Annotated in this window: 17 protein-coding genes; 10 read left to right on the top strand and 7 right to left on the bottom strand. The window is 70.2% G+C overall.

The window, feature by feature from the left end; genetic code table 11:
• Positions 1 to 78 precede the first annotated feature (78 nt).
• From ACFQO7_RS12145 to ACFQO7_RS12155, 3 genes are all read right to left on the bottom strand, one after another.
• A complete protein-coding gene (locus ACFQO7_RS12145) occupies positions 79 to 1,335 on the bottom strand; it encodes a phosphatidylserine decarboxylase (RefSeq protein WP_376806467.1) in 1,257 nt (418 codons plus the stop codon).
• A gap of 227 nt (positions 1,336 to 1,562) precedes the next feature.
• Positions 1,563 to 1,826 (bottom strand): hypothetical protein, encoded by a 264-nt coding sequence (locus tag ACFQO7_RS12150; protein ID WP_360521801.1) that lies wholly within the window; start codon positions 1,824 to 1,826, stop codon positions 1,563 to 1,565.
• Positions 1,823 to 3,130, bottom strand: coding sequence for a PspC domain-containing protein (locus ACFQO7_RS12155; RefSeq protein ID WP_376806468.1), 1,308 nt, complete (start codon positions 3,128 to 3,130; stop codon positions 1,823 to 1,825). The genes ACFQO7_RS12150 and ACFQO7_RS12155 overlap by 4 nt, the downstream gene beginning before the upstream one ends.
• 148 nt (positions 3,131 to 3,278) lie before the next feature.
• Here ACFQO7_RS12155 and ACFQO7_RS12160 point away from each other — a divergent pair, with 148 nt between their 5' ends.
• From ACFQO7_RS12160 to ACFQO7_RS12190, 7 genes are all read left to right on the top strand, one after another.
• Positions 3,279 to 4,514, top strand: coding sequence for an ATP-binding protein (locus tag ACFQO7_RS12160; protein ID WP_376806589.1), 1,236 nt, complete (start codon positions 3,279 to 3,281; stop codon positions 4,512 to 4,514).
• A gap of 31 nt (positions 4,515 to 4,545) precedes the next feature.
• A complete protein-coding gene (locus ACFQO7_RS12165) occupies positions 4,546 to 5,202 on the top strand; it encodes a response regulator transcription factor (RefSeq protein WP_361049179.1) in 657 nt (218 codons plus the stop codon).
• Between the two features lie 274 nt (positions 5,203 to 5,476).
• Positions 5,477 to 7,087, top strand: a complete 1,611-nt coding sequence (locus ACFQO7_RS12170) for a peptide ABC transporter substrate-binding protein (RefSeq protein ID WP_376806469.1) — start codon at positions 5,477 to 5,479, stop codon at positions 7,085 to 7,087.
• Positions 7,088 to 7,228: 141 nt separating this feature from the next.
• Positions 7,229 to 8,137 (top strand): ABC transporter permease, encoded by a 909-nt coding sequence (locus ACFQO7_RS12175; protein WP_376806470.1) that lies wholly within the window; start codon positions 7,229 to 7,231, stop codon positions 8,135 to 8,137.
• On the top strand, positions 8,130 to 9,122 hold the full coding sequence (locus ACFQO7_RS12180; RefSeq protein ID WP_376806471.1) for an ABC transporter permease: 993 nt from the start codon (positions 8,130 to 8,132) through the stop codon (positions 9,120 to 9,122). Before ACFQO7_RS12175 ends, ACFQO7_RS12180 begins: the two co-directional genes overlap by 8 nt.
• A gap of 9 nt (positions 9,123 to 9,131) precedes the next feature.
• Entirely contained in the window at positions 9,132 to 10,169 is a 1,038-nt protein-coding gene (locus tag ACFQO7_RS12185) for an ABC transporter ATP-binding protein (protein ID WP_376806472.1), read from the top strand.
• Positions 10,162 to 11,169, top strand: a complete 1,008-nt coding sequence (locus tag ACFQO7_RS12190; RefSeq protein WP_376806473.1) for an ABC transporter ATP-binding protein — start codon at positions 10,162 to 10,164, stop codon at positions 11,167 to 11,169. The genes ACFQO7_RS12185 and ACFQO7_RS12190 overlap by 8 nt, the downstream gene beginning before the upstream one ends.
• Before the next feature lie 284 nt (positions 11,170 to 11,453).
• On the opposite strand, the gene ACFQO7_RS12195 is transcribed toward ACFQO7_RS12190, so the two are convergent.
• Positions 11,454 to 11,771 carry a chorismate mutase gene (locus ACFQO7_RS12195; protein ID WP_275412097.1) on the bottom strand — a complete coding sequence of 106 codons (318 nt, stop codon included), beginning with the start codon at positions 11,769 to 11,771 and terminating at the stop codon, positions 11,454 to 11,456.
• 209 nt (positions 11,772 to 11,980) lie between these two features.
• Complete coding sequence (locus ACFQO7_RS12200) at positions 11,981 to 13,831, bottom strand: bifunctional metallophosphatase/5'-nucleotidase (RefSeq protein ID WP_376806474.1); 1,851 nt, start codon at positions 13,829 to 13,831, stop codon at positions 11,981 to 11,983.
• A 188-nt stretch (positions 13,832 to 14,019) separates the two neighbouring features.
• On the opposite strand from ACFQO7_RS12200, the gene pcrA reads away from it, so the two are divergent.
• On the top strand, positions 14,020 to 16,449 hold the full coding sequence (pcrA, locus tag ACFQO7_RS12205; protein WP_376806475.1) for a DNA helicase PcrA: 2,430 nt from the start codon (positions 14,020 to 14,022) through the stop codon (positions 16,447 to 16,449).
• 254 nt (positions 16,450 to 16,703) lie between these two features.
• Here pcrA and ACFQO7_RS12210 read toward each other — a convergent pair whose 3' ends face one another.
• Positions 16,704 to 17,510 (bottom strand): M23 family metallopeptidase, encoded by an 807-nt coding sequence (locus ACFQO7_RS12210; RefSeq protein WP_360521827.1) that lies wholly within the window; start codon positions 17,508 to 17,510, stop codon positions 16,704 to 16,706.
• A 275-nt stretch (positions 17,511 to 17,785) separates the two neighbouring features.
• Positions 17,786 to 18,403: a M23 family metallopeptidase gene (locus tag ACFQO7_RS12215; protein WP_376806476.1), complete on the bottom strand. Its 618-nt coding sequence runs from the start codon at positions 18,401 to 18,403 to the stop codon at positions 17,786 to 17,788.
• Between the two features lie 427 nt (positions 18,404 to 18,830).
• On the opposite strand from ACFQO7_RS12215, the gene ACFQO7_RS12220 reads away from it, so the two are divergent.
• Positions 18,831 to 19,238, top strand: coding sequence for a cobalamin B12-binding domain-containing protein (locus tag ACFQO7_RS12220; RefSeq protein ID WP_120317046.1), 408 nt, complete (start codon positions 18,831 to 18,833; stop codon positions 19,236 to 19,238).
• Positions 19,239 to 19,530: 292 nt separating this feature from the next.
• Entirely contained in the window at positions 19,531 to 20,208 is a 678-nt protein-coding gene (locus tag ACFQO7_RS12225) for a hypothetical protein (protein WP_376806477.1), read from the top strand.
• Positions 20,209 to 20,286 lie beyond the last annotated feature (78 nt).

Genomic DNA, 20,286 nt, shown 5'->3' on the forward strand with positions numbered 1-20,286 from the left:
CTCTTTTGCACGGTGAGAAGGGAGCGGAGCCCGCGCCGCGGAGTGCGGCGGGGCCCCGGTCCGGGGAAGTGGTGCGGGTCAGCGCAGGCGGGCGATGACCGTGGAGCCGCCGGAGACGCGGTCGCCGGGGGCGACCAGGGCCTCGGCCTTGTCGGCGGGCAGGTAGACGTCCGTGCGCGAGCCGAAGCGGATCAGGCCGAAGCGCTCGCCCTTGGCCAGCAGCGCGCCGATCGGGGCCCGCTGCACGATGCGCCGGGCGATCAGGCCGGTGCGCTGCGCCACCACGACCCGGCTGCGGTCCGGCGTCTCCAGCACGGTGTACGCGGCCACGTTGTGCTCGGCCTCCGGCTTCATCGCGTTGGCGTACCCGCCGTCCTCGACGAAGTAGTCCACCACCTTGCCGGCCACCGGGGCCCGGTTGACGTGCACGTCGAACACGGACAGGAACACCGCGACGCGCAGGAACTCCTCGTCGGCGAAGCGCTCGTCGTAGATGTGCTCCACGCTGAGGACCTTGCCATCGGCGGAGGCGACGACCGCGCTCGGGTCGGCGGGCACCTCGCGCTCGGGGTCCCGGAAGAAGGCGGCCACGGGGGCGGCCAGCAGCGCCGGGAGCACCCACGCCTTCGACTTCGGGCGGGTGGCCTTGAGGAACGCGGCCGCGCCCAGCGCGATGCCTGCCGCCGCGACGCCGTTGGAGTCGATGTTCATGGTGCCGTAGAGCGGCACGCTGGACGGCCGGAACGCCGGGCTGAGCTTGGCGGCCACGGCCGGGTCGACGTCGGTGAAGCGCAGGCGGTGCACGCGTACCGGCGGGGTGTTGCGCAGCACCAGGTCGGAGCCGACGCCCTGGCGGGCCGCGATGCGGTCGAGCTCGTCGGTCGCGCCGCCGGACAGGCCGGGCAGGGCCACCGCGGCGATGATCAGCAGACCGCCCTCGGCGACGTACTTGCTCAGCTGCTCGACGGTGTTGCGGGCCTCCTCGCCGGAGCCGACCACCGGTTCGGCGACGATGACCAGGTCGGCGGCCTCGGCCGCGGCCAGGTCGTCGACGACCTTGACCCGCTCGGCGAGGAAGCTGCCCAGGGTGGCCAGGTGGCCCGCGACGCCCGCGTCGGCGGCGACCACGGTGAGCTTGTCACCGGGCAGCAGCGCGTCCAGCGCCTCGGCCAGCACCAGCGAGTCCGCTGACGCGCCGACCAGCAGGGCCGTCTTGGGGCCGGCGTGGCGGGCCAGCTCGGTCGTCAGGGTGCGGGCGGCGCGGTCGCCGATCCGGATCTGGCCGAGCGGGCCCAGCGCGGGGGCGCCGGGACGATCGGTCGGGTGCTGGCTCATTCCTTCTCCTCAGTGCGCTCTTCGGCGGCGTGACCGGGCGTCGTGGTCGGTTCGCTGCGCTCGCTCACGCCTGCTGCTCGCTGCGCTCGTCGGCAGCCTGGCCGAGCGGGTCGTGCTCGCTCACGGCGGCTGCTCCTCGTCGTCGTCGACCGGTGTGTCTCACCGGTCAGCATAGAGCGCCCCCCACCGCGGGCTCGCGCGGTGAGGGGCGCTTGGTGCGGGGATGCTCAGCCGGCGTGCTCGGGCTCGGCCCGTTCGGCCTGCTCCGCCTCGTCCGGCGCGGGCTCGACCGCGGCCGGCTCGGCGGCCCGCCGGGGCGACAGGGCCCCCAGCACGGCCAGCACACCCAGGATCATCAGGCCACCGGCGATGAACCAGCCCAGCGAGGGCAGCTCCACGTCGATGACCTCGCGGGCCAGGAACGCGCCCGCGACGAGCAGGAAGACCAGGCCGAAGAAGAGCGATACCGAGTCGGTGCGGTGGTTCTTCACCGGATCACCTCCGCGTGACCGAGGTTGACGTCGAGTACGAGCTTGAGCTTGCCGGGGCCCGGCTTGCCGTCGTCGCCGAGGCTGGTCTGGGTGTCGCGCTGCCCGGCCCCGCTGACGCTGCGGCCGAACACGTCGGCGTCGGCCAGGTTGACCTCGGTGACGACCGTGACGTCCACGTCCGGCGGGACGATGACCGTCAGGTCGCCGCCGGTGATCTGGGCGGTGACCTGGATGTCCTTGCCGGTCAGGTCGAGCCCGGTGAGGTCCAGGGTGGCCTCGCCGAAGCGGTGCTCGTACCGGTCGTGCAGGTCCTCGAAGGTGGTCGGGGCCCAGGTCACGCTGCCGGCCTGGGTGCGCTCGCGGCTCCAGTCGCCGCCGGCGGCGGCCATCGGCAGGGCCAGGGCGAGCGCGATGCCGATCACGATGTAGCCGCGGGCCCGGCCGAACCACGCGCCGATGACCAGGCCGACGCCCACCACGGCGAGCGCGGCGGCGACGTAGGTGCTGCCCGGCACGGACCGGCCGGTCATGTCGATCATGGCCAGGGCGCCGAGCGTGAGCATGGCCAGCCCGAAGATCAGCCGGCCGAGCCGGGACGGCTCCCGCTTCACCTTCGGCGCCTTGAGCGGGGGCGGCGGGGGCGGCGGGGCGGCGGGGGCGTACGGCCCGTGCGGGGCGAACGGGGGCCGGTAGCCGGTGGGCTCCACCGGCGGCGCCGGAACGGTCACCGTGGCCGGCACGGCGGCCGGCACGGTGACCGGCTGCGTCGCGTAGTCCGGGGGCAGGTAGGTCGCGCCGGGCCGGCTGCGCGGCTGCTGGCCGGCCGTGTTGCGGCTCACCACCAGCGCGGCGATGACCAGCCCGATCGCCGCGATCACGGCGACCTCGAAGCTGTTGGTCACCGCCCCGATGAGGATCACCGTCAGCACGCCGATCACCAGCGTCAGCGTGGACGAGGTGCTGGAGTAGCCGCGGCCGAACAGCGCCTCGACCGGCGAGGAGCTGTCGCCCTCAGCCGGGGTGAGCAGCCAGGCCGCCAGGTAGATGACGACGCCCACCCCGAACACGCAGAGCACGCCGATCAGCACCCGCCACAGCAGCGGGTCGGTCTTGGTGGCGCGGCCCAGCGCGCCGCACACGCCGGCCAGGTAGCGGCCGTGGCGCGGCCGGATCAGGCCGTACGGCGCCGCCCAGGACACGTACGGGGAGGTGGGCTCGCCCTGGGGAGGGGGTGGAGCCTGCGCCGCGGGCGGAGCCTGCTCGGAGGGCGCCGCGCCGGGGGGCGTCGGGGTCTCATCGCTCATGCTGTCGATAGTCCCGCTGAGCAGGCCTGACCTGCCTCAGGCGGCGACCCTGAGCGGACCCTGAGAATGTCGCGCGGCCCATCTCCGGGGCCTCACCCGTGGGCGACGGCACGCCTCCCGTGAAACCATCGGTGCTGTGCAGCCCTCCGTGCCGGAATACCCCCGCCTGACCCGCTCCCGCTCCGACCGTCTGGTCGCCGGGGTGGCCGGGGGCATCGCCGCGAACACCCGGCTGTCGCCGACGCTGATCCGGATCGCCTTCGTGCTGCTGCTGCCGATCAACGGACTGGGCGCGCTGCTGTACGCCGCCTTCTGGGCCGTGCTGCCGGCCGGACCGGGGGAGACCCGGCCCCGCTCGCTGCTGCGGCTGGCCCCCTTCGTGCTGGCCGGGCTGGCGCTGATGACGGTCAGCACGCTGATCAACCACAACGGCGGGATCGGGATGACCGTCGGCTGGCTGGTCGCGCTGGTCGCGGTCGGCGCGGGCATCATCTGGCACCAGAGCGACCCGGACCGCCGCCAGCGCTGGTCCGACGAGTCGCCGTCGGCGCCCTGGCTGGCCGCCCTCTCCGACGGCGACCGTCGGATCTACCTGCTGCGCTTCCTGGCCGGCGGGGTGCTGGTCGCGGTGGGCATCCTCGGGCTGGTCTTCCTCTACTCCCCGGTCGCCAACATCTCCTGGGCCGACATGTGGCGGGCGATCGCGTTCGCGCTGGTGGCGCTCGCCGGCGTCGGCCTGGTCGCGGCCCCGGTGCTGTGGCGCACGCTGACCGCGCTGCGCGCCGAGCGCGAGGGCCGCATCCGCGAGCAGGAACGCGCCGAACTGGCCGCCATGGTGCACGACCAGGTGCTGCACACGCTGGCGCTGATCCAGCGCAACGCGGGCGACCCGGCGACGGTGCAGCGCATCGCCCGCGGCCAGGAGCGCAGCCTGCGCAACTGGCTCTACCAGCCCACCGGGTCGCCGACCGAGCATTTCGCCGCCGCGCTGCAGCAGGCGGCCGCGGAGGTGGAGGACACCTACGGCATCGCCGTGGAGGCGGTGGTGGTCGGCGACCGCATGGTGGACGACAAGGTGGCCGCGATCGTCGCCGCGGCGCGCGAGGCGCTGGTCAACGCGGCCCGGCACGCCAAGGTCAAGACCGTGTCGTTGTACGCCGAGGCGGAGCCGACGATGCTGAGCGTGTTCGTCCGCGACCGGGGCGTCGGGTTCGACCCCAACGGTGTCGAGGAGCGGCGGCACGGCGTCCGTGGTTCGATCATCGGGCGCATGTCGCGGCACGGCGGCCACGCGGAGATCCGCAGCGAGGTCGGTGAGGGCACCGAGGTCAGACTGACCATGACGGTCACCTCCCCGAAGGAGCCCAAGGAGACGCCGGCATGAGCGGGCAGCACGAGCTGAGCGAGGAGTGAACATGACCACCGAGGACGGGCAGCGGTTGCGGGTGTTCCTGGTCGACGACCACGGGATGTTCCGGGCGGGCGTGCGGGCCGAGTTGGGCGCGCACGTCGACGTGGTCGGCGAGGCGGCGACGGTGGCCCAGGCCGTGTCGATGATCGGCTCGGTGGTCCCGGACGTGGTGCTGCTGGACGTGCACATGCCCGACGGCGGGGGCCGCGCGGTGCTCGACGCGGTGCGCAAGACCCAGCCGCAGGTGCGTTTCCTGGCGCTGTCGGTCTCCGACGCGGCCGAGGACGTGATCGGCCTGATCCGGGCGGGCGCACGCGGTTACGTCACCAAGACGATCTCCCCGGACGACCTGGTGGACGCGATCCGGCGGGTCGCCGACGGGGACGCGGTCTTCTCGCCGCGGCTGGCCGGCTTCGTGCTGGACGCCTTCGCCGCCCGCCCGGACGCGCCCGTGGCCGACCCGGAGCTGGACCAGCTGACCAACCGGGAGCGCGAGGTGCTGCGGCTGCTGGCGCGGGGGTACGCGTACAAGGAGATCGCCAAGGAGCTGTTCATCTCCATCAAGACGGTGGAGACCCACGTGTCCAATGTGCTCCGCAAGCTGCAGATGTCCAACAGGTATGAATTGTCGCGTTGGGCAGCAGATAGACGCCTCGTGTGACTCTCGGTATCGCCCACAGGCTGGGATGCCAGTTACCATCGTGTTTCGTTCCTCGATCGACTACGGCCCTGACCAGCACAAAAACCGCTGGTCAGGGGGCGACGTAGAGATGTGAAGCATTTCTTTGCGGGATATCGGCGTCGTCCCGTCTCGGTAACGGGTTGGTATCAGGCCCTTCCGGCGCGTGCTCGCGGGGTGCGAAAGTGTGGCCACCTCACACCCCCTCGTGAGCGCCTGAGGAGGCACACGCATGCGTGGGATTACCCCATGGAAGGTGGCAGTCGGTCTGACCGCTGTCGCCCTGGCCGCGGCTGGTTGCACCAGCACGCCTGAGCCGGAGACCCCCAAGAACGACGGCTCGTTCATCATCAGCTGGGGCGAGCCCCAGAACCCGCTGGTGCCGGCCGGTACCTCGGAGACCCAGGGCGGCGTGGTCGTCGACGCGCTCTTCACCGGTCTGACGAACTACGCGGCCGCCGACGCCAAGACCGAGATGGCGAACGCCGAGTCGATCACCTCCGCTGACGGCGGTACGACCTGGACCGTCAAGCTCAAGTCGGGCTGGAAGTGGCACGACGGCACCCCCGTCACCGCGAAGAACTACGTCGACGCGTGGAACTACGCCGCGTACACCCCGAACGGCCTCATCAACGGCACGTTCTTCGGTGACATCAAGGGCTACGCCGACGTCACCAGCGAGGACCCGGACGGCGAGGGCCCGAAGGAGGCTCCGAAGCCGGCCAAGGACAAGATGGACGGTCTGAAGGTCGTCGACGACACCACGTTCGAGGTGACCCTGGGCGGCCCGTCGAACCTGTGGCCGATCAAGGTCGGTTACTCGGCGTTCATGCCGCTGCCGGACGTGTTCTTCAAGGACCCGGCCGCCTTCGGCCAGAAGCCGATCGGCAACGGCCCCTTCAAGCTCGAGTCGTGGACCAAGAACGTCGAGCTGAAGGTCACCCGTAACGACGACTACCAGGGCGCCGACAAGCCGAAGGTGAAGGACGTCATCTTCCGCGTCTACACCGACGACTCCGCCGCCTACGAGGACGTCAAGCAGGGCCAGATCGACTTCCAGCAGCAGGTTCCGTCGGCCAAGCTGATCGGTGACCTGTACAAGACGGACTTCCCGTCGGCGTCGAGCAACAAGCCGGTTTCGACCTCCGCGTTCATCGCGATGCCGACCTGGCTGCCGGGTTACAACGACCCGAAGGTGCGCCAGGCGCTGTCGATGGCGATCGACCGCAAGCTGATCACCGAGAAGATCTTCAACAAGACCCGTATTCCGGCCAACGGCTGGGTCAACCCGAACATGGCCGGCTACAAGGCCGACGTGTGTGGCGAGTTCTGCACCTTCGACGCCGCCAAGGCCAAGGCCCTGTTCGAGTCGGCGACCACCAAGCCGAAGGAGATCTCGCTGGCCTACAACGGCGACGCCTCCCACAAGGACTGGGTCGACGCGGTCTGCAACAGCATCCAGACCTCGCTGGGTGTGCCGTGCGTGGGCAAGCCGTTCCCGACCTTCGGTGAGTTCCGCACCCTGGTCACCACCCAGAAGATGACGGGCATGTCCCGCGCCGGCTGGCAGGCTGACTACCCGCACATCGAGAACTGGCTGAACCCGCTCCTCAAGACGGGTGCCTCGTCCAACGACGGCAAGTTCACCGACGCCGCCTTCGACGCCAAGCTGAAGGAGGCCGACGGCACCGCCGACCTCGCGGCCGCCGAGAAGCTCTACCAGGAGGCCGAGGCGATGCTGCCGGCGCTCATGCCGACCATCCCGCTGTGGCACTCGTCGCAGCAGTCGGTGTGGTCCGCCAAGCTCGGCACCGTCACCATCAACACCTTCGGCGAGCTCGACCTGGCCACGGTCACGGTCAAGTGAGCTAGACACCGGATATGAACCGGCGTGCCGGGCCTTCGCGGGCACGGCACGCCGGCGGGTCCGACCCCAGGTGACGCGGCGGGTGACCGCTGTGGCATGTGGGGTCGGCCCTATCTCGGCGAGGCTCAGTGAGGAGTAGTCATGGGGCGATATGCCCTCCGCCGTTTGCTGCAGGCGATCCCTGTCTTCATCGGCACCACCTTTCTCATCTGGTTCCTGGTGTGGGGACTACCAGGTGACCCCTTTGCAGGACGATGCGGCGAGCGGCAGTGCCCGCAGGCGTACGTCGACTTCATGACCGACAAGTTCGGCCTGGACGACCCGCTGCCGATCCAGTACCTGAACTACCTGACCAACCTGATGCAAGGCGAGTTCGGCCAGACCTTCAACGGCACCGAGATCGGCGAGCTGCTGGGCCAGGCGTTCCCGGTGTCCATCAAGCTCGCGCTGGTGGCCGTGGCCGCGGAGGCCCTGATCGGCATCACCGCCGGTGTGCTCACCGGTCTGCGCCGGGGCAGCTTCATCGACAACCTGGTGCTGGTGTCGACGCTGGTCCTGATCGCGCTGCCGATCTTCGTCATCGGCCTCGTGGCCCGCTACTCGCTGAACCTCTCCTCGGTGTCGCCGGAGGCGCCGCTGGTGGAGCTGATCATTCCAGGACTCATCCTGGGCAGCGGGTCGCTGGCCTACATCACCCGGCTGACACGGGTGAACCTGGTGGAGAACCGGCGGGCCGACTACGTGCGGACCGCGGTCGCCAAGGGCCTGACCCCGAGCCGCGTCACCGGTGTGCACACGCTGCGCAACTCGATGATCCCGGTGGTCACCTGGCTCGGCCTCGACCTCGGCTCGCTCATGGGCGGCGCCATCGTCACCGAGGGCATCTTCAACATCCGCGGCATCGGCGGCCTGCTGTTCGACTCGATCAACCGTAGGCAGTCCGGCGTCGTGGTATCGATCGTGGCGATCCTTGTGCTCGTCTACCTCGTCGTCAACCTGCTCGTGGACCTTCTGTACGGGGTCCTGGACCCGAGGATCCGCTATGAGTAGCCCCGAAGTGGCCACCCCCACGGCCGAAGCCGTCCCGATGCCGGTGACCCCGGCCCCCGTGGAGTCGGCTCCCAAGAAAGACAAGAAGGACAAGCCCCGCAGCTTGTGGACGGACGCCTGGTACGAGCTGCGACGCAAGCCGCTTTTCGTGATCTCGGCGATCCTGATCATGATCTTCGTGCTGATGGCGGCGTTCCCGTCGCTGTTCAGCTCCGTCGACCCGGCTGCTGCGGACCTCAACCGGAGCCTGACCAAGCCCGACTTCGGGGCCTGGTTCCAGTTCGGCAAGGGTGGCCAGTTCGGTTACAACGTGCAGGGCCAGGACATCTACGCCCGCACGATCTACGGCGCCCGCGCCTCGATCGTGGTCGGTCTGTCCGCCGTCATCGGCAACATGCTGCTCGGCGGGTTCTTCGGCATCCTGAGCGGCTACCTTGGCGGGTGGACGGACACGCTGCTGGCGCGGTTCGGCGACATCTTCCTCGGCCTGCCGTTCGTGCTCGGCGCGCTGGTGATCCTGTCGACCTTCGCCCCGGTGCAGAGCAACCCGAGCGCGTTCCGCATCACCAGCCTGGTGATCATCACGTTCATCGCGCTGGGCTGGCCGTCGTTCGCCCGCATCATGCGGGCGGCGGTGCTGTCGACCAAGCAGCTGGATTACGTGCACGCCGCGCAGGCGCTGGGCGCCCGGCCGGGCCGGGTCGTCTTCCGGCACGTCCTGCCCAACTCCGTCGCCCCGATGGTGGTCGTCGGCACGATCACGCTCGGCGCGTACATCGGCGCCGAGGCGACGCTGTCCTTCCTCGGTGTCGGCCTGCGGGAGCCGGTCGTCTCCTGGGGCATCATGATCGGGCAGAGCCGGCAGTTCATGGAGGCCGCTCCGTACATGATGGCCTTCCCGGCCGCCTTCCTGGCCATCGCGGTGCTCAGCTTCGTCATGCTCGGCGACGCCGTGCGCGACGCACTCGACCCGAAGCTGCGCTAGGAGAGCGACGTGAGTGACATCAAGGTGAAGACGGCGCCGGTACAGGGCGTCGACGGCCGCTCCGGCGGCCACCTGCTCGAGGTCGAGAACCTCCACGTGGAGTTCCGCACCCGCGACGGCGTCGCGAAGGTGATCAACGGAGTGTCGTACCACGTGGACGCGGGTGAGACGCTGGCGGTGCTCGGCGAGTCCGGGTCCGGCAAGAGCGTCACGGCGCAGACCATCATGGGCATCCTCGACACCCCGCCGGGCTTCGTGACGGGCGGCTCCATCCGCTTCCGCGGCAAGGACCTGCTCACCATGGGCAAGGACGAGCGCCGGCTGGTCCGTGGCGAGGGCATCGCGATGGTGTTCCAGGACGCGCTCTCGGCGCTGAACCCGGTCTTCACGGTCGGGTTCCAGATCGCCGAGCTGTTCCGCAAGCGGCGGGGCATGAGCCGCGCCGACGGGTACAAGCGCGCCGCGGAGCTGCTGGACCTGGTGAAGATCCCGGCGGCGAAGACGCGCCTGAAGGACTTCCCGCACCAGTTCTCCGGCGGCATGCGCCAGCGCGTCATGATCGCCATGGCGCTGGCGCTGGACCCCGAGGTGCTGATCGCGGACGAGCCCACCACGGCGCTCGACGTGACGGTGCAGGCCCAGATCATGGACCTGCTGGCGGAGATCCGCCGCGACCGGAACATGGGCATGATCCTGATCACCCACGACCTCGGCGTGGTCGCCGACGTCGCGGACCGGATCGCGGTCATGTACGCGGGCCGGATCGTGGAGCAGGCCGACGTGCACGCGCTGTACGGCAAGCCCTGCCACCCGTACACGATGGCCCTGCTGGACTCGCTGCCGCGACTGGACCTCAAGGGCCAGGAGCTCAACACCATCAAGGGCCTGCCGCCCAACCTGCTGCGCATCCCCTCGGGCTGCGCGTTCCACCCGCGGTGCCGGATGGCGAAGGACATCTGCTCGACCGAGCGTCCCGCGCTGATCGAGCTGGGTGGCGTCCGGTCCAGTGCCTGTCACTTCGCAGAGGAGCTGTACGGCCGTGAGTGAAGTGATCCTCGAAGTACGCGACCTGGTCAAGCACTTCCCGATCCGCCAGGGCATCGTCTTCAAGCGCACCATCGGGCAGATCAAGGCGGTCGACGGCGTCTCGCTCGACCTGCACAAGGGTGAGACCCTGGGCATCGTCGGCGAGTCGGGCTGCGGCAAGTCGACGCTGGCCAAGCTGCTGATGAACCTGGAGAAGCCGACCTCGGGCGAGGTGCGCTACCAGGGCCGGGACGTGCTGCGGCTCAGCCCGGCGGAGCAGCGCAAGCTGCGCCGCAACATCCAGCTCGTCATGCAGGACCCGTACACCTCGCTCAACCCGCGGATGACCGTGGGCGACATCGTCGGGGAGCCTTTCGAGATCCACCCCGACGCCGCGCCCAAGGGCGACCGGCGGCGCAAGGTGCAGGAACTGCTCGACGTGGTCGGTCTCAACCCCGAGCACATCAACCGGTACCCGCACCAGTTCTCCGGCGGCCAGCGCCAGCGCATCGGCATCGCCCGGGCCCTGGCGCTCAAGCCGGAGGTCATCGTCTGCGACGAGCCCGTGTCGGCACTCGACGTGTCGATCCAGGCGCAGGTCATGAACCTGCTGGACCAGCTCCAGAAGGACTTCAACCTGTCGTACATCTTCATCGCCCACGACCTGTCGGTGGTGCGCCACATCGCCGACCGGGTCGGTGTGATGTACCTCGGCAAGATGGTCGAGGTCGGCACGGACGACGACATCTACACGCGGCCGACGCACCCGTACACGCAGGCTCTGCTGTCCGCGGTGCCGGTGCCGGACCCGACGGTGCGTCAGCACAAGGCGGTCATCCGGCTGGAGGGCGACGTCCCGTCGCCGGCCAACCCGCCGTCGGGCTGCCGTTTCCGCACCCGGTGCTGGAAGGCCCAGGAGATCTGTGCGACGGAGCCGCCGCTGCTGCAGATCCGCCCCACTTCCGCGCACCCGAGCGCGTGCCACTTCGCGCAGGAGAAGGACGTGGTGCACGCGGGGTAGGAGTGTCTCCCGGTGGCGAACGGTCAGGTGGGGTTGAGCCTCCGGCCGGACCGCCCGCCACCGGGTCAACATAGAGCAGGGCACCGTCCGCGTAGCGGGCGGTGCCCTGTGCATGTGCGCCTCACCGCCACCGCAGCCGCCGACCACCGTCCGCCCCACCCGCCCCACCTGCCGCAACTCTTAAAGAGTCGCGGCTAAGGCCGGTGCTGATGACCGCGACTCTTTAAGAGTTGCGACCGCCTGGGAGCTACGGCTGCGGGTGGCGGGGTGGTGGCGGCTGTTGGTTACAGGGGGCCGCGGCCGGCGCGGAGGATGAGGAGGGCCAGCTGGGTGCCGTCGGGGCCGAGTTCGGCGCGGAAGCGGTCCATGATCTCGCGCTCGCGGCTGAGCACCAGGCGGGTGCCGCCGGAGGCGACGCGGGTCTTGCCGACCTGCTGCGAGATCGCGGCACGCTCCTTCCACAGCGCGATGAGGGCGGCGTCGATCTGGTCGATGCGCTCCCGCATCGAGGTGATCTCGGTGGCTGCCTCAGGCGCGGTGGTGCCGGTCTCGTGGGCGATGGCGCTCATGTGGGACTCCTCAGTGGGATTGTCGCTCACCAGTGGCCGGGACAAAGGCGAAAGCCCCGGGCTCTGGGAGCCCGGGGCTTTCGTGAGGTCTGTGTGCTCAGGCGCGACCTACGACTGCCGGGTTCCCGGAGCCATAGGTAAAGTAGAACGCCTGGTTGATCACGTTGCCAAGTATGCCACGGATACCTCGCCGCGCAAGCACGTCGACCATCATGTGAGACCTTGATCTATCCGCGCCGCGCTCAGCCGAGCTTGGTGATGCGGTTGGCCGGCCCCGGGTTGACCGGGCCCGCGGCCAGGTACGCCACCAGCGCGTCGACGTCGAAACCGGGCGCGTAGACCCGGCCCGTCCCCGCGGTCAGCGCCGTGAAGTTGTCGCCGCCGTTGGCCAGGAAGTCGTTCGTGGTGACCTTGTAGGTCGCCGCCGGGTCGATCGGCGTGCCGTTCAGCGTCAGGCCGGAGACCCGGCTGCCGAGCGGCAGGGTGCTGTCGTACGAGTACGCGAAGCCCGCCGAGATCTGAAGGATCTTGGTGGTGTTCTGCCCGGCGTGGCCGGCGAACTGCTGCTCCAGCACCGCGTCGAGCTGCGCCCCGGTCAGCGAGTAGGTCACCACCAGGTTGTTGAACGGCTGGACGGTGAACGCCTCGCCGTACGTGACCTGGCCGGGGGCCTCGCCGCCGGGCGAGTTCGCGTAGGTGATCGCGGCCCGGATGCCGCCCGGGTTCATCAGCGCGAGCTGCGCCCCGGCGGAGGCGGTGTAGGCCAGCTGGGCGTCGGCGATGACGTCGCCGAGCGGGCTCTCGCCGCTGGGCTGCACGTCGCGCACGATGTCGGCGGAGACGCTGCCGACGACCCGGTTGGCCAGCGGCGCCACGGCGGTGCGGTACTTGTCCGCGATCACCTTGGCGGCCGGGTCGACCAGCGCGGGGTTGCGCACGAACACGCCCGGCGCGGTGGTCTGCCAGGTGCCGTCGGCGTTGCGCACACCGTTCTCGGTCACGACGTTGTGCGCCTCGATCGAGGTGAAGGTGCGGCTGCGCCGGTCCATCGTCAGCGTGATGTCGGTGACCAGCTGGCCGTTGGTGCCGGCGCTGGTGACGACGACGGGCTTGCCCGACTTGTTGGGCAGCGAGCACGAGTAGAAGCGGTGCGTGTGGCCGGAGACCACGACGCCGATCTCGTCGCGCAGGCCGGCCACGATCGGAGAGATCACGCCGGTGAACCCGTCACAGGTGGAGACGTTGCCGGTGGCACCCTGCTGGCCGCCCTCGTGCAGCAGCAGCACCTGCGCCTTGACGCCGAGCAGGCGGAGCAGGCCGCTCCACAGGTTCGCGGTCTCGACCTCGTCGCGGAAGTCGACCGTGGTGATGCCCGCCGGGTTCACGATGCCCGGGGTGCCCTCCAGCGTCATGCCGATGAAGCCGACCGGCACACCGTCGATGATCTTCACGTCGACCGGCGGCAGGATGGGCAGCTTGGTCCGCTTGTCGGTGACGTTCGCGGCGAGGTACTGGAACTCCGCGCCGTCGAAGCCGTCGCCGGCGAAGCAGCCCTCGACCGGGTGGCAGCCGCCGTGCTGCATGCGCTTGAGCTCGGTGACGCCTTCGTCGAACTCGTGGTTGCCGACCGAGGTGACGTCCAGGCCGAGCTCGCTGAGCAGCTCGATGCTGGGCTCGTCGTGGAACGCCGCGCTGACCAGCGGGGTGGCGCCGATCATGTCGCCCGCGCCGACGGTCACGACCTCCTGGCCGGCCGCCTCGCCCTCGGCGCGCAGCTTCTTGACCCAGTGGGCCAGGTATTCGACACCGCCCGCGGGGGTGCCCAGCACCGCCGCGCCGCTGCCGGTCGGCGGGTCGATCGCGCCGTGGAAGTCGTTGAACGCGAGAAGGTTGCCGTATGCCGTGTGGTCGGCCGGAGCCGCCGCGGCCATGTTCACCGACACGGGCGTGAGGGGGTTCCACGCCGGGGTGGAAGAAGAAGAGGCGCTCGATCCGCTGCTCAGCGGGATCGTCGCCACCACGGCCAGCGCCAGCGCCGGTAGCGCCAGGTGCCGCATCGTGCCTGCCCAGCCCCGAGAACGGGGGTGATTCATGGGGGGCCTCCAGAGTCGGCATCGCGCGGGGGTGCGCGATGATTTATGAAGGCATCCTTGCGTATGCGTATCCGCCGCGCCACCGCCCATCGGTGACACCTGCACGACCGTCTCGCTACGGACCGGTTTCACGCTCACCGGTGGCGGGCTGGGTCGATGTCGGTGGGGGCGCATAGACTCTCCAGACGATGCATGCGCTCTTCGATCTCCCCGAGATGACGCCGTCCGAGACGACGCCCGGGGCCAGGCCCGCCACCGCGAAACCGCCCGCCGAGAAGGCCTCCGGCGGCTCCTGGCCGTCCCAGGGCGACCGCGCCCCCACCGAGTCCGGCCCGCGCATCGCGGCGCTCCTGGAGGGCCTCAACGAGCCCCAGCGGGCGGCCGTCACCCACGAGGGCACGCCGCTGCTCATCGTCGCGGGCGCGGGCTCCGGCAAGACGCGCGTGCTCACCCAGCGCATCGCCTACCTGCTGGCCGCCCGGGGTGTGCACCCCGGCGAGATCCTGGCCATCACGTTCACCAACAAGGCCGCCGGCGAGCTGCGGGAACGAGTCGCGGCGCAGGTCGGCAACCGGGCCCGGATGATGTGGGTCTCCACGTTCCACTCGGCGTGCCTGCGCATCCTGCGTGCGGAGCACGAGCACGCCGGCCTCAAGTCGTCCTTCTCCATCTACGACGCGGACGACTCGCGCCGGCTGATGCAACTGGTCGCGCGCGAGCTGGACCTCGACCCCAAACGCTACCCGCCGCGCAGCCTCGCCGCGCAGGTGTCGAATCTGAAGAACGAGCTGGTCGACCCCGAGGCGTTCACGCCGCACGGGCCCGCCGAGCGGGTGCTCGCCGAGGCGTACACGCTCTACCAGCAGCGTCTCCAGCAGGCCCAGGCGCTCGACTTCGACGACATCATCATGCGCACCGTTCACCTGCTGCAGGCCAAGCCCGAGGTGACCGAGAAATACCGGCGGCGCTTCCGGCACGTGCTGGTCGACGAGTACCAGGACACCAACCACGCGCAGTACGTGCTGGTCAAGGAGCTGGTCGGGGACACCGGCGAGCTGTGCGTGGTGGGTGACGCCGACCAGTCGATCTACGCGTTCCGCGGCGCGACGATCCGCAACATCCTGGAGTTCGAGCGCGACTACCCGCAGGCCCGCACCATCCTGCTGGAGCAGAACTACCGCTCGACGCAGACCATCCTGTCCGCCGCCAACTCGGTCATCGACCGCAACAGCGACCGCAAGCCCAAGCGGCTGTGGAGCGACCAGGGCGCGGGCGAGCAGATCGTCGGCTACGTCGCCGACAACGAGCACGCCGAGGCCGACTGGGTGGCCCGCGAGATCGACCGGCTCACCGACGCCGAGTCGGCCCGGCCGGGCGACGTCGCCGTGTTCTACCGCACCAACGCGCAGTCCCGGGTCTTCGAGGACATCTTCATCCGGCTGGGCCTGCCCTACAAGGTCGTCGGCGGGGTGCGCTTCTACGAGCGCAAGGAGGTCCGCGACGCGCTGGCCTACCTGCGCGCGGTGTCCAACGAGGACGACGCGGTCAGCATGCGCCGGATCATCAACACGCCCAAGCGCGGGCTCGGCGACCGCGCCGAGGCCGTGGTGGAGGCGCTGGCCGCCCGCGACCGGGTCTCCTTCGGAGCCGCGCTGCGCCGGGCCGCGGACGCGCCGGGCATCTCGACCCGCGCGGTCAACTCGATCGGCGAGTTCCTCACGATGATGGACTCCGCCCGTGAGCTGGCCCGCACCGCGCCGCCGGAGCAGGTGCTGGAGCTGCTGCTCACCGAGTCCGGCCTGCTGTCGGAGCTGGAGGCGAGCCTCGACCCGCAGGACGAGGGCCGGGTGGAGAACCTCCAGGAACTCGTCAGCGTGGCCCGGGAGTACGCCGAGCGCACCGCGGCGGCCGACGAGACGCCGACCCTGGCCGGGTTCCTGGAGCAGGTCGCGCTGGTCGCCGACGCCGACCAGGTGCCCTCCGACGATCCGGAGCACCAGGGCGTGGTCACGCTGATGACCCTGCACACGGCCAAGGGCCTGGAGTTCCCGGTGGTCTTCCTGACCGGCCTGGAGGACGGGGTCTTCCCGCACCTGCGCTCGCTGGGCGAGGTCAAGGAGTTGGAGGAGGAGCGGCGGCTGGCCTACGTCGGCATCACCCGCGCCCGGCGACGGCTCTACCTGTCCCGGGCGGTGACCCGCTCGGCCTGGGGGCAGCCGCAGTACAACCCGGCCTCGCGCTTCCTGGAGGAGCTGCCGCCGGAGCTGCTCGACTGGCACCGCACCGAGGGGGCGTACACCTCCTGGGGTTCGCGCGGCGGCGGCATCGGCGGCCGGGAGCGGGCCCAGGAGCGGGGGAGCGGCAGTTTCGTCGGCGGCACCGCCCGCGCCGCGGCACTCGCCAGCAAGATCGGCATCGACCCGAGCAAGCTGGCCACGGCAAGCGATCTGGCCGCAGCGCCGTCGCTGTCGGCCGGCGACCGGGTCAACCACCAGCGCTACGGCCTGGGCCGGGTGCTGGCGGTGCAGGGTGCCGGAGCCCGCGCGCAGGTCCAGGTCGACTTCGGGGACCAGGTGCTCTGGCTGGTCCTGCGCCACGCCCCGATCGAGAAGATCTGACCCGGCCCGCCGCCGGCCTGTTCGGCGGCTCCAGGGCGCGCCGACCGCGGCGGCCTCGGGGAAGATCGCTGTTTCGGGTCAGCTGGTGCGGTCGGAGCGCACAATTCGACCGAACGGCGATCACCATTTTCATCGATACACGTGTGGCCCGGATCTCGCGATCCGGGCCACACGTATTCGGGGGAGGGGGTTACCGCTGGGGGGACGCGGTGCGCGCGTGGGCGCGCACCGGCGTCCGGGATGGGTGGGCTGGGTCAGCAGTTGATCGGCACGCCGCGCGACTTCAGCCACGCGCTCGGCTCGATCTGGTTCCACATGCCCTTGTGCACCTCGAAGTGCAGGTGGGGGCCGGTGGAGTCGCCGGTGGAGCCCTCGTAGCCGAGCAGGTCGCCGGCCTTCACCTTCTGGCCGATCTGCACCGCGTCGCGGCTCATGTGGGCGTAGTGGGTGAAGTAGCCGTCGCCGTGGTCGATGACCACGGAGATGCCGTAGCCGCTGTAGGCCCAGCCGTTGCTGAACACGGTGCCGGGGCCGACCGCGCGGATCGGGGTGCCGGCGGGCTCGGCGAGGTCGACGCCGGCGTGCAGGACGCCCCAGCGCTGACCGAAGCAGGAGGTGACCTGCGCGCCCGGCATCGGGCTGCCCCAGACGGGGCGGACCTTGACCGGTGCGGCGGCCTTCGGCGCGGCCTTGGGCACGGAGGTGCCGGCCTTCGCCTTGGCCTGCGCGGGCTGGACCGCCTTGGGGGCGATCGCCTTGGGCGCGGCCTTCGGCGCCGCCTTGGGCGCGGCGAGCTGGGTCTTGGCGGTGGCACGCGCGGCGCGGTCCGCGCGGTCGGCGGCCGCCTCCCGGTTGACCGTGGACGTCGCCGCCACGGGGGTGACCTCGGTGGGTCCGTTGTCGATGTTGGCTGCGACCAGGCCTACAGACGCGATGCCGGCCATCGCCGCGATGGCCACGACATGACGCGAGCGGCCGCGAAGGCCGCTACGGATCTTGTCGTTCACCACGTCGAACTTGGCGCGGGCTGCCTTGAGGATGTCGGTACTGCTGCCTTGCATGAGGTGGGAACCTCCGGGTCTACGTTGACACGGGCTCGAGCTATGTTGCCTGGTCAAAGCAGGTATGGCCAGCCCGGCCAAAAGCCGGAACGGACATCCGGGCAGGTAGCACTCGGGAGTTATGTACCTTTTACGTCCTCGCACCGACCCTGAGTCCCGTCAGGGGCGAGTGACCTGCGCCACCGGATTCGGGTGACCGGGGCCACCGGCCGAGGTGTTCGAATACGACAAAGCCGCCCGGATCTGGCGATACCGGGCGGCTTTGCGGAGGAAAATCAGCTCACCGAGCCGTCGTAGGCCTGTTCGATCTCCAATTCGAGGTCGACGCCGTGTGCCTTGGCCCACGGGAGGGGGTTCACGGCCACGTCGTTGACGTGGATCTCGAGGTGGACGTGCGGGCCGGTGGAGTGACCGGTGCTGCCGGAGATGGCGATGATGTCGCCCGCCTTCACCCGCTGGCCTACCTTGACCCTGAGCTGGCTGTTGTGACCGTAGGTGGTCTTGATGCCGTTGCCGTGGTCGATGATCACCTGGTTGCCGTAGCCGCCGTTGTATGAGGCCAGCACGATGATGCCCTCGTGCATCGCGGCGACCGGGGTGCCCTCGGGGACCGCGATGTCGACGCCCTTGTGCGCCTTGCCCCAGCGCTGACCGAACAGGGAGGTCAGGCGGTAGTCGTGGTTCGGCAGGACCCAGGCGTTCGGGGACTGCGCGATCGAGGTGGACAGCGAGCGGTCCTCGCCGCGGCCGGCACGCTCGGCGGCCTCCAGGCGGGCGCTGCTGAGCTCGGAGGCGGCGGTCTCGCCGACGAGAGCGTCGGTCTTCGCGTCCTTGATGCCGGCTCCGGCGCCGAAAGCGACAACCCCGGCACCTACGAAAGCAGTCGTGACCACGGCGAGGTATCTGCTCCGGGGCGGGGCGGGAGCCCGTCGGCGGCCGCGGTAGCGGTCACCCTCCCGTAACAGTGTTGGCCTGTATTGCACGTACAGCCTCCGTCATCGGTGGCGCCGCGGACTCCGACGCTCTGTCACCCACTTTTGGATGGCACTCTGGTTGGCACTGCGGCACAACTTAACCAACCCGTAGGGGTAGGCACAAGCTCCTGTACGGCATCTCTTCGCTATGAGTGCGACTGTCCGGCCCGTAATGCCCGATAGCGCCATTAATTGTCCGGATATGCGATACATACGCTGCGTAATGGGCCACCGGGCGGCGCGTATATATAGGTGTCGCGGACGGAGACCGCTGGACCGCTGGCAGTGACCGTCGGTGGGTGGGTTACCGTTCGTTAAGGTCAGTACGGCGGAGAGGTGAGCACTGATGGGCACTCGTATTCGCGTGGTCGTCGCCAAGCCCGGGCTCGACGGGCACGACCGCGGCGCGAAGGTGGTGGCCAGAGCCCTGCGCGACGCGGGCATGGAGGTCATCTACACCGGCCTGCACCAGACCGCCGAGCAGATCGTGGAGACCGCGATCCAGGAGGACGCCGACGCCGTCGGCCTGTCCGTGCTGTCCGGCGCGCACATGACCCTCTTCCCGCGCGTGGTCGAGCTGCTGCGCGAGCGCGGCGCCGGCGACATGGTGGTGTTCGGCGGCGGCATCATCCCCGACGCGGACATTCCCGAGCTGGAGCGACTCGGGGTGGCCAAGGTGTTCACGCCCGGGGCGACCACGCACGCGATCGTGGACTGGGTGCGGGCCAATGTGGCGACCGCGCAGCCTGCCTGACCGTCCACCCCTGAAGACATCCGCACCCCCGCGCCGGAACGGCTCGGGGGTGCGTGAGTTGCGGATACGCAAAAAGGGAGGAGCCGGACGCACCCCTCACACGTCCGGCTCCTCTATGCACGATGCCCCGCCGCCACCCCTCGACCGACAGGGCATCGGCCGTTTGTGTCATCCTGCCTCGGCCGTTCCGGCCTCAGCTCTCTGACATCAGACTCAACGAGGCCCCGAGCCCGGGGTTACGGGCATTCGCGGGGTCACCGAAAAGAGTGACGGGCTGCTAGGTTCACGCGCCATGACCAGCCCTGACATTCCAGCGGGCACGCCCGCCCCCGCGCCGACCATCCGGCAGCTCATCCCGGCCGGCCTGCCGGTGACGGTCCAGCTCTCCGGTGCCGGGCGGCATCTGCTGGCCCACCGCCGCGGCGAGCTCGTCATGATGGCACTGCTCGTCCTCTTCCTGGTGCCCGCAGGGATCTACCTGCTGATGCACTCGGCGGAGACGGTGCACAGCCGCAAGTACGGCGACATGAACAGCGGCCTGCTCGGCGGCGCGGTGCTGGTGCTCCTGCTGGGCCTGCTGGCCTGGCTGCCGTTCTCCGTCGTGCGCCAGCTGCGCCCGGTGCAGCTCGCCGCCGACGCCGACGGGGTGTACGTGCGGCCCTTCCTCGACAAGGCCCGGGTGCTGCACCTGCCGTGGGCGGACGTCGAATCGGTGTACGTGCGGAACTGGCACGGCCCGCAGCTGTGCGTGAAACCCCGCGACGCCCGCATCGAACCCCAGTTCAACCTCGCCAAGCAGGGCGACGCGGGGAGCCGGGCGGGTGTCGCCGTCGCGCAGAAGCGGCGCATGAAGAAGCTGGGCACCAACATCCACGTGCCGATCGCCGCGGCACCGGGCACCCACGCCGACCTGCTGGCCGCGCTGCGCTACCAGTCCGCCGGCCGGGTGCCGGTCGAGACGTCCGCCTGAGCGGGGACCCGGGACGGGCGGCCGTCGAGCCGCCCGTCCCGGGCGCGGAGGGGGTGTGCAGTTGGGCACACCGGGCGG

Origin of the sequence: Catellatospora aurea (assembly GCF_042663325.1) — a bacterium.
Classification (GTDB): Bacteria; Actinomycetota; Actinomycetes; order Mycobacteriales; family Micromonosporaceae; genus Catellatospora; species Catellatospora aurea.